Origin of the sequence: Streptomyces hazeniae (assembly GCF_031845485.1) — a bacterium.
In the GTDB taxonomy this organism is placed as follows: Bacteria; Actinomycetota; Actinomycetes; order Streptomycetales; family Streptomycetaceae; genus Streptomyces; species Streptomyces hazeniae.
In genome coordinates, this window is the sequence record NZ_JAVREQ010000005.1 from 1 (window position 1) to 12432 (window position 12432).

Below are 12432 nucleotides of genomic sequence, written 5' to 3' on the forward strand. Positions count from 1 at the left end.
CCTCGGCACAGGCACCCGCGTCGGCTGCGGCACCGGCGCAGCCGACCATCCCCGCCCCCGCTCCCGCTCCCGCTCCCCCCGCCGTCTCCACCCCGGCCGCCCCCGCACCGGTTCCACCCGTCGCAGCGGACACGGAGGTCGGCAGGCTGGTGGAACGCCAGCTCGACCTGATGTCGGGCTTCTCGCGGCTGATGGGGGACCAACTCGCCCTGCTCGGCGGCGCGGGCATGCGCGGTCCCGTCGCGGGGGCGTCCGAAACCCCGCCGCAGCCCTCCGTCCGGCACGCCGACCGCACCCCGCATCCGGCCCCAGAGACCCCGGCCGTACCGGAACCCGAGCCCGCACCCCGTTCGCCGCAGTCACCCGCGGAGGCGTCGCCGGAGCGGGCCACGTCCGCATCCACGGCCCTCGGCCCCCGGGTCAGCGTCCCGCGCACCGCCGGTATGGCCGCCGGGAGACTCACCGACGCACAGCGGGCCCACGTCGAGGACCTGACCGCCCGGCTGACCCGGCGCACCGCGACCTCCAAGGAACTCACGCAGAAGCACCGGCGGGTGCTCGCCGACAGCCGTGCCGTGGTCGGCTTCCGCAGCGCCACCAAGGAGATGCAGTACCCGCTGGCGGCCCGGTCCGCGCGCGGGGCCCGGCTGGTGGACGTCGACGGCAACCCGTACGTGGACATCACCATGGGCTTCGGCGTGCTGCTGTTCGGCCACGAACCGGACTTCGTGGACGAGGCCGTACGCCGCCACCTGTCCGGAGGGCTGCGCCTCGGACCGCGTAGCGAGGAGACCGGCCGGACCGCCGAACTCCTCGCCCGCATCACCGGGTTCGACCGCGTCGCCTTCGCCAACTCCGGCACGGAGGCGAACTCCGCGGCGATCCGTCTCGCCCGCTCGGCCGTCGGCCGCGACACCGTCGTCATGTTCCGCGGCTCCTACCACGGCCACGCGGACAACGTGCTCGGCCAGCCGGTGGTCGAGGACGGACGGCGGACGACCGTTCCGGCCTCCTCCGGCATCCCGGTCGGCGCCGTCGGCGACCTCGTCGTCCTCGACTACGGCGCGCCCGAGTCGCTGAACACGATCGAGGCGATCGCCGACCGGGTGGCCGCCGTGCTGGTCGAGCCGGTGCAGAGCCGGCACCCCGGGCTGCAACCGGGAGAGTTCCTGCACACGCTGCGCCGGATCACCCGGCAGCACGGGATCGTGCTGCTCTTCGACGAGATGCTCACCGGCTTCCGGCCCCATCTCCAGGGTGCCCAGGGCGTCTTCGGCGTCACCCCCGACCTGGCCACCTACGGCAAGGTACTCGGCGGCGGCTACCCGGTCGGTGCCATCGCGGGCCGCGCCGACCTGATGGACGGCATCGACGGCGGCCACTGGTCCTACGGCGACGACAGCTACCCGCCGCGCGACACCACCTTCTTCGGCGGCACCTACATCCAGCACCCCGTGGCCATGGCCGCGGCCGAGGCCGTGCTCGGCCGGCTCGAGCAGGCCGGTCCCGGCCTGCAGGACGACCTGAACACCCGCACCGAACGGCTCACCGGCAGCCTGAACCGGTACTTCGAGGACGAGGAGTTCCCGGTCCGCATCGCCCGCTTCGGGTCGATGTTCCGCTTCGAGTACCGCGGCAACCTGGAGCTGTTCTTCCACCACCTGCTGCTGCGCGGGGTGTACGTGTGGGAGTGGCGGAACTTCTTCCTCTCCACCGCCCACACGGACGACGACCTCGCGTTCCTCGAACACGCCGTGCGCAACGCCCTGTGGGACATGCGCCGCGGCGGATTCCTCGCCCCGCAGGGGGCCGCGCGGCCCGTCCCCGCCTACGCGCCGCCGCTGCCCGTGCCGCACGTGCCCGAGCCGCCGCAGCACACGTCCGCACCGGTGGCGGAGGATTCGCCGGTCGCCCCCCGGCCGCGGCAGGAGTCCGCCGGCGGCCGTCCGCTTCCCGCACCCCGCCGCGGCGAGCTCCGGCCCAAGGCCGCGGGCGCGCCGGACTTCAGCCTGTACTTCTTCGGCGACTACCCGCGCGAGAGCGAAACCGACGACAAGTACGCCATCGTCGTGGACGGCGCCCGCTTCGCCGACCGGAACGGCTTCCACGCGGTGTGGCTGCCCGAACGGCACTTCCACTCCTTCGGCGGCGTCTTCCCCAACCCGGCCGTGCTCGGCGCCGCGCTGGCCCGCGAGACCAGCCAAATCCGTATCAACGCCGGTAGCGTCGTACTGCCGCTGCACCATCCGGTACGGGTCGCCGAGGAGTGGTCGGTCATCGACAACCTCTCCGGCGGCCGGGTCGGCATCGGCTGCGCGAGCGGATGGCACGCCAACGACTTCGTGCTCCGGCCGGAGAACTACGGGCGGCACAAGGAGGTCATGTACGACCACCTGGACACGGTCCGACGCCTGTGGCGGGGCGAGGAGATCACCGCGCCGAACGGCCACGGCGACGACGTGGCGGTGCGCCTCTACCCCCGGCCCCTGCAGGAGACGCCGCCCTTCTACACGGCGATCGTCGGCAATCCGGACAGCTACCGGCAGGCCGCCCGGAACGACCTCGGCGTCATCACCAACCTGATGACGCAGTCCGTGGAGGACCTGGCGGAGAACATCGCCCTGTACCGGAGCGAGCGCGCGGCGGCCGGTCTGGACCCTGCGGCGGGACGCGTCGTCGTGCTGCTGCACAGCTACCTCGGCGCCGACGAGACACGGGCGCGAGAAGAGGCGCTCCCCGCCTTCAGCCGCTACATGCGCTCCTCCCTGTCCCTGTTCGGCCAGGTCGGCAACAGCCTCGGAATGGAGATCGACTACCAGAACACTCCGGAGGACGACCTGGAGTTCCTCCTCGAACGCGCCTACCGGCGCTACTGCGAGTCCCGCGCACTCATCGGCACCCCCGACGGCGCCGCGAGGGTCGTGGACTCCGTCCTCGCGGCAGGCGTCGACGAGATCGCCTACTTCGTCGACTTCGGCGTCACCCCGCAGCAGGCCAGGGACAGCCTTCCGTACCTCGACCGGCTCCGGCGCAGGTACCAGGAGCCGGAGTCCGACCCGGCGGCGCAGACGGAACCGGCACCGCAACCGGAACCGGAAACGGAAGGGCAACCGGAACCCGAGCAGGCGGGCGAGCCGCTGACGTTCGCGCAGCAGCGCCTGTGGTTCCTGGACCGCATGCACCCCGGCCTCACCGCGTACAACGAGTGCTCCGCCGTCCGCCTGGAAGGACCGCTGGACGCCGAGGCGTTGCGTACCGCCGTGACCCGCGCCGTCGAGCGCCATCCCGCGCTGCGCTCCGTGTTCCGCGAGGTCGAGGGGGAACCCCGCCTCGTGGTCACCCGCACGCCGCACGCCGGTCTTCCGCTGCTGGACCTCGCCACCGACGACGCCGCGCGGGGCACGGCACCGGAGGCTGACGAGGCCGAGGAGCTGGAGCGGATCGTGGCGGAGGAGTGCGCGCACTCCTTCGACCTGGGCCGCGGCCCCCTGCTGCGCACCCGGCTGCTGCGGTTCTCCCCGCACCGGCACGTCCTCGTGCTCACCGCTCACCACCTCGTCTTCGACAGCGTGTCGGCCGAGGTGCTCACCCGCGACCTCGGTGAGCTGTACTCCGCGGCCGTCGAGGGCCGGCCCGACCGCCTGCCCGCACCCGCCGGCGACGGCCGCCACGCGGAGCGGGAACGGCAGGCACTGGACTCCCCCGAGGGGCGGCGCAGCCTGGCCCACTGGCGCGACCGCCTGGACGGCGCCCCGCCGTACCTGGAGCTGCCCGCCGACCGGCCCCGCCCCGCTGCGCCCACCGGGCAGGGCGACTCGGTCCACCTCCGGCTGGACCCTCAGCTCACCCACGCCGTGCGCGCCCTGGGCCGCGAACGCCGGGCCACCGCCTTCATGGTGCTGCTGACCGCCTTCTACGCCACCCTGCGGCGCTTCACCGGGCGGGACGACCTGGTGGTGGGCACACCGGTGGCCAACCGGCCGCCGGGCACCGAGGAACGCGTCGGATTCTTCGTCAACACCCTCGCCCTGCGCACCGACCTCGGCGGTGATCCGACCTTCCTGGAGGCCCTGGGCCGGGTGCGGGACACCGCCTTCGACGCGTTCGAGCACCAGGAGTGCCCGTTCGAGGAAGTGGTGCGGGAACTCGAACCGGAACGCGACCCGGCCCGGGCACCGATCGCCCAGGTCTTCCTGGAGTACGAGACCAAGCCGGTCCTGGAGATGGACCTGCCCGGCGTCCGGGCCACCGCCATGGACCTCCGCCTGCGCAAGGCGCCGTTCGACCTCACGCTGTTCCTGACCGACCTGGACGACGGGCTGCGCTGCCGCGCCGAGTACAGCACCGACCTGTTCGAGGAGGCCACCGTACGGCGCTTCCTGGACTGCTTCCGGCAGATCCTCGCCGCCGCCGCCGACGATCCGGGACGCCCGCTCTCCGCGCTGAACATGCCCCTGCCCGAGGACCGCGAGCTGCTGGCCCGCACCGAGGCGACCCCCGCCTACACCGGCACGCATGACGGGGCGGAGCCCGGCGAACCGGTGCACGACCGGGTGCTGCGGCGCGCCGCGGCGCAGCCGGACGCACTCGCGGTGCGGTGCGGCGACACCCGGCTCACGTACGGCGAACTCGCCGCCCGGTCCGCCCGGACGGCCCGCACCCTGCTCGACCGGGGGTGTGCACCGGGCGACGTGGTGGGCGTGCTTCTGCCCCGCGGCCCCGCACTGGCGGCGGCCCTCCTCGCCGTGGCGCGCACGGGCGCCGCGGCCCTCCCGCTCGACGTGAGCCACCCCCGGCAACGGCACGCGTCCGTGCTGGCCGAGAGCGGCGCCGTCGCGCTGCTCACCGACGAGCAGTACGCGGACCACTTCCCCGGCGCCGAGTACCCCGTCCTCACCGTGACCCCCGGCTCCCACGAGGCCGGCGACGCGGACCGGGACGGCGACGGCGACCTCGGGCCGGACGAGGCGGTCGCCGGACCGGACGCACTGCTGTGCGTGCTCCACACCTCCGGCTCCACCGGACGGCCCAAGGGCGTGGGCATCCGCCACGGCGGCATGGCCAACGTGACCGACTGGCACCACCGCGAGTTCGGCACGACCGCCGCGGACCGGGCTGCATGGATCTCCAGCCCCGCCTTCGACGCCTGCGGGCTGGAGCTGTGGGCGCACCTCGCTGCGGGCGCGAGCCTGCACGTCGTTCCCGAAGAAGTCCGGGCGGACCCCGAGGCGCTGCGCGACTGGCTGGTCGCGGAACGGATCACCAGCACGTTCTTCACCACCCCGCTGGCCGAGCAGCTGCTGGCGGCGCGATGGCCGCAGGACGCCGCGCTGCGGCTGCTGATCACCGGTGGCGACCGGCTCCGCAGCTGGCGCCCGGACGGCGCGCCGTTCCGGCTGGTCAACATCTACGGGCCCACCGAGAACACGGTCGTGTCGACCTGGACCGAGGTGCCCGAGCGCGGCACCCGCTCCGGCGTACCGTCGATCGGGCTGCCGGTGCCGGGCACCCAGGCGTTCGTCCTGAACGACGAGCTGGACGGCGTTCCGGTGGGCGTCGCCGGCGAACTGTACGTGGCCGGCGCCCACCTGGCGGCGGGCTACGTCGGTCAGCCCGGGCTCACCGGGGAGCGGTTCCTCAAGGACCCGCACGGACGTGTCGCCGGACCGCTGTACCGCACGGGTGACCTGGTCCGGCGCCGCAACGACGGCACGCTGGAGTTCCTCGGCCGTGCGGACCGCCAGGTCAAGATCCGCGGCCATCGGGTCGAACCCGGGGAGGTGGAGCAGGTGCTGACGGAACTTCCCGGCGTGCGGGAGGCGGCCGTCGTCGCCTGCACCGACCGGGACGGAGCGCCGTACCTGGTCGCCCACGCCGCCCTCGACGGCGGCCCGCCGGACCCGGCCGGCGAGGAGCGGACACGCACCCGGCTCGTGCGCGCGCTCGGCGACCGGCTCCCCGACCACCTGGTGCCGCGTGCCTGGGTGTTCCCGCCGTCCCTGCCGAAGGGGTCCAGCGGCAAGGTCGACCGGCTGAACCTGCCGCTGCCGGACCTGTCGGCCGACGCGGGCGACGCCCCGCCGCGTACCGACCTCGAACGGCGCCTGCACGACCTGTGGGCCGCCGAACTCGGGCTGGAGCGCCTCTCGGTGGAGCGCTCCTTCTTCGACCTCGGCGGGCACTCACTGAACGTGGTGCGGCTGCTGAACCGGATGCGGGCCGCGCTGGGCGCGGAGATGTCGGTGCTGGAGTTCTTCCGCGCGCCGACCGTGCGGGCCGCGGCCGACCGGATGACCCGGGAGGACCCGGTCCCGGCGGAGGCCGACATCCCCGCCGGGCCACCGGAGCAGAGCGCAGCCGCGAACGGCGATGCGAGGGTGAGGGGCACGATATGACCGTCGACGCTCTCACCGACCTGCTCGGCACGCTGCGTGCCCGCGACGTCCGGCTCCACCCGGACGGCGACAGCCTGCACTACGACGCGCCCGAGCACGCGATGACCGGCGACCTGCTGGAACGGCTGCGCACGCACAAGGCCGGGCTGCTGCGCCGGCTCGCCGCGCACACCGACGAGCCGCCGGTCGAGTCCAGCGGGCCCGCCACGTACTTCCAGCGCCGCATGCACGCGCAGCACCACGCCGGCAGGCTGCCCGCCGGGCTGAACGTCGCCCAGCGCATCGAACTGACCGGCCCACTCGACGTGGACGCCCTCGGCCGCGCCCTGACGGCCCTCACCGCCCGGCAGGGCACACTGCGCTGCCGCCTGGTCCAGTACGGCGAGGAACTGGTGCAGGAGGTGCTGCCCGTCGCACCGGTCCCGCTGCCCGTCACCGACCTGTCCACCCTGCCACCCGGGGAACGGGGCACGGCGGGCGACGACTGGGTGCGGCGCACCGCGGGCGAACCGTTCGACCTGGCCGTCGCGCCGTTGCTGCGCACCGCACTGCTCCGCCGGGGCCCCCAGGAGTGGACGTTCCTGCTGGTGGTCCACCACATCGTGATCGACGGCTGGGGACTGGACGTCCTGCTGCGCGACCTGACCGCCCTCTACACCGCTGCGCTACGTCACCCCGGCGACGCCCCGCCCACCGACGAGCAGGCCTCCCTGCCCCCGCTCGCCGTCACCTACCCCGACGTGGGCCGCTGGCAGCGGGACCACCTCTCCGGCCCGCGGATCCGGGCATTGCGCGCCTACTGGGACGAGGAACTCGCGGACGCGCCGTTCGACCTCCCGCTTCCGCTCGACGTCCCCCGCCCCGAGCGCCACACCAACCGGGGCGCCACGGTGGAGTTCACCGTCCCCCCGGACCTGTCGGCCGAGGTGGAGGCGCTCGCCCGCCGACGGGACACCACGGTCTTCACCGTGATGCTCAGCGCGTACGGCACCCTGCTGTGCCGGCTGAGCGGCCGCCCGGAGGTGGTCGTCGCCTGCAACATCGCCAACCGCATCCGGCTGGAGCACGAGCCGCTCGTCGCACCGTTCACCAACAACGTGCCGCTGCGGCTGCGCTCCGGCGGGGACGAGGAGCCCGTGGTGCCCGTCGACGCGGCGGCCCGCGCGTTCTTCGGCGCCGCCGCACACCAGGACCACCCGCTCGCCCTGCTCCTGGAGGACCGGGCGGCCCAGGGCCGGCCGGCGGACGACCGGTTCCCCCAGGCCGTCGTGGTGATGCAGAACCAGGCGGCGCCCGCACTCGACCTGCCGGACGTGGCCGGCGAGGTCCACGACCTCACCGTCGACGGCATGCGCTCGGAGGTCTGCCTCGTCCTCGTGCCGGAGACGGACCGGATCCGGGGTCATCTGCGGTACGCCCGGGACCTGTTCGACGCGGCGACCGCCGAGAGCTGGGCCACGGCCTACGTCGGTCTGCTGCGGGAGGCCGTCACCGAGCCCCGGGCACCGCGCGCGACGACCGGGCCCCCGACCACCTGACGCGGGCCGCGCGCCGGTGTCAGCCCCGTACGGCGCGGGCCAGCTGGCGCGACTGGGCGACCAGCCGGTCCGCGCTGTCCCAGACCTCGGCGTCCTCCTCCAGGAAGCCGCCGGCCAGGTTCCGCGTGCTCAGTGCCACGCGCAGCGGTCCCGGAGCAGGGAGCGCCCGCACGTGCGCGGTGAGTTCGACGGTCGGCACCCAGCCGCCGATGCCCAGCTCGAACGCCGTGGGCGGCAGCGCGTCGACCGTCATCAGCAGCGACAGCGGATCCGGGTCCCGGCCGTCCGCCAGGCCGAACCAGGCCCGCATCTCACCCTTCCCGGACGGCGCGCCGACCGCCCAGCCGACCGTGGCCGGGTCCAGCCGCATGTCGAGCCGGTCCGCCATCGCCGGCGACGATCCGCTCGGCGCGTGCTCCGACCCGAGGCAGTGCTCGTAGGGCGGCATCTCCGGCGGCTTCGCGGCCGTCCGCACGTCCTCGGACAACGTGGCCAGGTCGCCGTACGTCGCCAGCACCCGGATGCGTTCGACCTCCCGGCCGTCGGGGCCGGTCTGGAACAGCGAGGCCGCGCCGGTGGACAGGGTGCGCCCGGCGCGTACGGTCTCCGCCCGCACGGTGGCCGGCCCGGCCGCCGTGGCCGTCAGGTAGTGCGTGCTGACCGTGAACGGATGCGGGTGCGGCATCGTGTCGCCGAGCGCACGGGCCATCGTCGCCAGCAGGTAACCGCCGTTGAGGGCGCTCCCGATGGCCCACCCGCCGGACAGGTCGGCGTCGTACACGCCCGGCTCCCGCAGGGTGACGGCGGTGTCCCGGTCGAACTCGCTGAGGCTCATGCGTGCACCGTACACCGCAGTTGTTACCGGTGGGTAGGTACCGCTCGCTCGGTGGTGGCGATGGTGGCCGAACCGACGACCCGCGTGCCGTCGTACAGCACGATCGCCTGCCCCGGGGCGACGCCGCGCACCGGCGCGTCGAACCGCACCCGCAGCTCGTCCCCGGCGCACTCCGCCGCCACCGGCGTCTCCCCGCCGTGCGCCCGCAGCTGTGCGGTGTACCGGCCGGGACCGCGCGGCGGCGTCCCGCACCACCGGGGCCGGACCGCGGTCAGACCCGCCACGTCCAGCGCCGCCGCCGGCCCCACCGTGACCGTGTTGTCCACCGGCGAGATGTCCAGCACGTACCGCGGCTTGCCGTCCGCCGCCGGGTGACCGATCTTGAGGCCCTTGCGCTGGCCGATCGTGAAACCGTACGCACCCTCGTGCGAGCCGACCTTCGTCCCCGCCTCGTCCACGATGTCGCCCTCCGCGCGGCCCAGCCGGTCCGCCAGGAACCCGCGGGTGTCGCCGTCGGCGATGAAGCAGATGTCGTGGCTGTCCGGCTTCTTCGCCACCGCCAGACCGCGCTGTTCCGCCTCCGCCCGGATCTCGTCCTTCGTCGTCAGCGTCTCGCCCAGCGGGAACATCGCGTGTGCCAGCTGCCGCTCGTCCAGCACCCCCAGCACGTAGCTCTGGTCCTTCGCCTCGTCGCTCGCCCGGTGCAGCTCACGCGAGCCGTCCTCCCGCACCACGACCGTCGCGTAGTGACCGGTGCACACCGCGTCGAAGCCCAGCGCCAGCGCCTTGTCCAGCAGCGCCGCGAACTTGATCTTCTCGTTGCAGCGCAGGCACGGATTCGGCGTACGGCCCGCCTCGTACTCGGCGACGAAGTCCTCGACCACGTCCTCACGGAAGCGCTCGGCCAGATCCCACACGTAGAAGGGGATGCCGATCACGTCCGCCGCACGGCGCGCGTCCCGCGAATCCTCCAGCGTGCAGCAGCCGCGCGCACCCGTACGGAACGACTGCGGGTTCGCCGACAGCGCGAGGTGCACGCCGGTGACATCGTGCCCGGCCTCGGCGGCGCGGGCGGCGGCGACCGCCGAATCGACGCCGCCCGACATGGCGGCCAGCACCTTCAGCCGCCTCGACGGCGCGGACCGGCTCGACGGCGCGGACCGGCTCGACGGCGCGGACCGGCTCGACGGCGCGGTGGTCTCGGTGGGGACAGCGGGGGAGTCAGCCATAACCCCTCCAGGGTACGGCCCGCCGTGGAACCGAACGGGGCCCCGTCCGCGTTGTTCCGGCCGTGAGCCGCACCACAGAATCCCAGTCCGGATCCTCCCGCCGCGCCGACGGCCGTCACCAGCAGCGCCGCCGGGGGCCCGGCCGAGGGCCCGGTCGCCGCGCCGTCGTTCTCGGCGCCGTCGCCGCGACACTCGGCGGCGCCGGCTACCTCGTCCACGAGGACCTCGAACGGTGGTGGTGGCGAATGCCCGGCAACCAGCGCGACCGCAAGCCCGGCGCCGTCGACCACCCCGGCGCCGAATGGGTGCCCGCCTCCGAGGAGAACTACAACCTCGCCGACCGCCCGTACGACTGGGAGATCGACAAGATCGTCGTCCACGTCGTGCAGGGAAGCTACGCCGTGGCGCTCAAGGTCTTCCAGGACCCGGAACACGGCGCCGCCGCCCACTACGTGGTGCGCGCCGAGGACGGGCACGTCGCGCAGACGATCCGGGAACTCGACGTCGGCCACCACGCCGGCAACATGGAGTACAACCGGCGCAGCATCGGCATCGAACACGAGGGCTTCGTCGACCGGCCCGAGGGGTTCACGGACGCGATGTACGAGTCGTCGGCGCAGCTCGCCGCCGGCATCTGCGCCCGGTACGGCATCCCCGTCGACCGGGAGCACATCATCGCCCACCACGAGGTGCCGGGGGCCGACCACACCGACCCGGGGCCGCACTGGGACTGGGACCGGTACCTGTCGCTCGTACGGCGCGCCACGGCTTCTCGGCGGGGGTGAGGGGGTGGGGGTGTTGGGGCTCGGTGTGGGCGCGGGGCGGTGGCTGGTGTGTGTGGGTGCGGGTCGGGGGCGTGGGCTGCGGTCCGGGCCGACGACCCGGAAACCCATGATTTACGGGCCGCGTTCTCGGCGAACGGTGGGCACGACTCTTACTTCGCGGCCCACAAATCACGGGCAAGTGTTTCCGGGCGCATCGACCCTGCCCTCCACCCACGCCCCCTCACGTCCCGGTTCCCTCGGCCCACCCCCGTGCCCCTGGGGGAGGGGAGGTTGCAAGGGGTGCCCGGCGCAGGACCGTACCCTCCTGTCGGGCGACCCCTCGGGAAGTCACCGGAGGCACCTTCCCGAGGGGAGTTAGCCCTCCGAGGAGCCCTGGCGAAGACGCCTGGACATGGGCCGGGCACCGCAGAAGGTGGGCTCTCAGCCAGTCGTCGTGGTGAGGCGGCGCAGGGTGGCGTGGGCAGGTGGGCCCCAGGACGGTTTGCCGCCTGGACGGCCGTGGACTCCGGCATCGCCGATCAGGATGCATACCAGGGCCCGCAGCACCGCCCAGCCCCGGGCGCGCCGCAGGGTCGCCGCGTCCGGGGTCGGCCGATAGGCACCGTAGAACCGGTCGACGGCACCGTCCGGCAGCAGCACCCACGGAGCAGCGAGGTCGCAGGCGGGGTCTCCCGCGCAGAGCTCACCGAAGTCGATCACCCCGCAGAAGGTGCCGCCCGCGGTCAGGACGTTGGCCGGATGCAGGTCGCCGTGAATCCACAGCGCGGGCCCGTCCCATGCGGGCGCGGCGGCGGCGTCCTCCCAGATCGCGCGGACGGCGTCCGGCTCGGGGATCAGCCCCAGCCCGTCCGCCGTAGCAAGATGCCGGTCGAACCCCTCCGCCAGGTCGGCCAGCGGACCTCCGCGGAGACCGGCAGGCGCCCCGGCAGGAGCGGGCCTGTGCAGAGCCGTCAGGAAGGCGGCCAAGGAGTCGGCCGCACCGATTCCGTTCGTGGCGGGCGCACGGTCGGCAGGTTCGCCCGGCACCCAGGTGGTGACGATCCACGGCCGCGGAAACCGCTCGCAGGGTTCCCCGAGCCGCTGCGGAACCGGAGTGGGCAGCGGAAGGTGCGGGGCGAGAGCCGGAAGCCAGGCATGCTCCTTGCGCAGCAGCTCGTCCGCGGACTCCGTCGCCCACGGCAGACGGACAGCCAGATCGTCCCCCAGCCGCCACAACTGGTTGTCCCAGCCCCGCGCCCCGAGCCGCAACGGCTGCCCGGCCAAGTCCGGATGCTGCTCCCGCAGCAATGCCCGGATCAGTCCCGCATCGATGTCGATCTCCCCGTGTCCCATGCGGTGCGACCCTAGCGAGCCCCGGCCCGCAAGCGCCGACACCTCCCCCGGGGTCGCCCGGGGGGAGGGTACGGGCCTGCGCCGGGCACCCCTTGCAACCTCCCCTCCCCAGGGGCACGGGGGTGGGCCGAGGGAACCGGGACGTGAGGGGGCGTGGGTGGAGGGCAGGGCCGATGCGCCCGGAAACACTTGCCCGTGATTTGTGGGCCGCGAAGTAAGAGTCGTGCCCACCGTTCACCGAGAACGCGGCCCGTAAATCATGGGTTTCCGGGTCGTCGGCCCGGACCGGAGCCCACGCCCCCGACCCGCACCCCGACA

At 73.9% G+C, this 12432-nt stretch carries 6 protein-coding genes; 3 read left to right on the forward strand and 3 right to left on the reverse strand.

Annotation, left to right across the window (positions count from 1 at the left end):
- Positions 1–149 precede the first annotated feature (149 nt).
- Positions 150–6395, forward strand: a complete 6246-nt coding sequence (locus RM572_RS07630) for a MupA/Atu3671 family FMN-dependent luciferase-like monooxygenase (RefSeq protein WP_311672519.1) — start codon at positions 150–152, stop codon at positions 6393–6395.
- Entirely contained in the window at positions 6392–7933 is a 1542-nt protein-coding gene (locus RM572_RS07635; protein WP_311672520.1) for a condensation domain-containing protein, read from the forward strand. Before RM572_RS07630 ends, RM572_RS07635 begins: the two co-directional genes overlap by 4 nt.
- Before the next feature lie 19 nt (positions 7934–7952).
- On the opposite strand, the gene RM572_RS07640 is transcribed toward RM572_RS07635, so the two are convergent.
- Positions 7953–8768 (reverse strand): thioesterase family protein, encoded by an 816-nt coding sequence (locus tag RM572_RS07640; RefSeq protein ID WP_037792040.1) that lies wholly within the window; start codon positions 8766–8768, stop codon positions 7953–7955.
- Positions 8769–8791: 23 nt separating this feature from the next.
- Positions 8792–9997, reverse strand: coding sequence for a tRNA 2-thiouridine(34) synthase MnmA (gene mnmA / locus RM572_RS07645; protein ID WP_311672521.1), 1206 nt, complete (start codon positions 9995–9997; stop codon positions 8792–8794).
- A gap of 62 nt (positions 9998–10059) precedes the next feature.
- On the opposite strand from mnmA, the gene RM572_RS07650 reads away from it, so the two are divergent.
- Positions 10060–10782 (forward strand): N-acetylmuramoyl-L-alanine amidase, encoded by a 723-nt coding sequence (locus tag RM572_RS07650; RefSeq protein WP_311672522.1) that lies wholly within the window; start codon positions 10060–10062, stop codon positions 10780–10782.
- Positions 10783–11202: 420 nt separating this feature from the next.
- On the opposite strand, the gene RM572_RS07655 is transcribed toward RM572_RS07650, so the two are convergent.
- Positions 11203–12114: an aminoglycoside phosphotransferase family protein gene (locus RM572_RS07655; protein WP_311672523.1), complete on the reverse strand. Its 912-nt coding sequence runs from the start codon at positions 12112–12114 to the stop codon at positions 11203–11205.
- Between the last annotated feature and the right edge of the window lie 318 nt (positions 12115–12432).

Excerpts from the sequence above, each read along its gene's own strand:
- RM572_RS07640 (WP_037792040.1), bottom strand. The coding sequence starts at position 8,768 with ATGAGCCTCAGCGAGTTCGACCGGGACACCGCCGTCACCCTGCGGGAG.
- RM572_RS07655 (WP_311672523.1), bottom strand. The coding sequence starts at position 12,114 with ATGGGACACGGGGAGATCGACATCGATGCGGGACTGATCCGGGCATTG.
- mnmA (WP_311672521.1), bottom strand. The coding sequence starts at position 9,997 with ATGGCTGACTCCCCCGCTGTCCCCACCGAGACCACCGCGCCGTCGAGC.
- RM572_RS07635 (WP_311672520.1), top strand. The coding sequence starts at position 6,392 with ATGACCGTCGACGCTCTCACCGACCTGCTCGGCACGCTGCGTGCCCGC.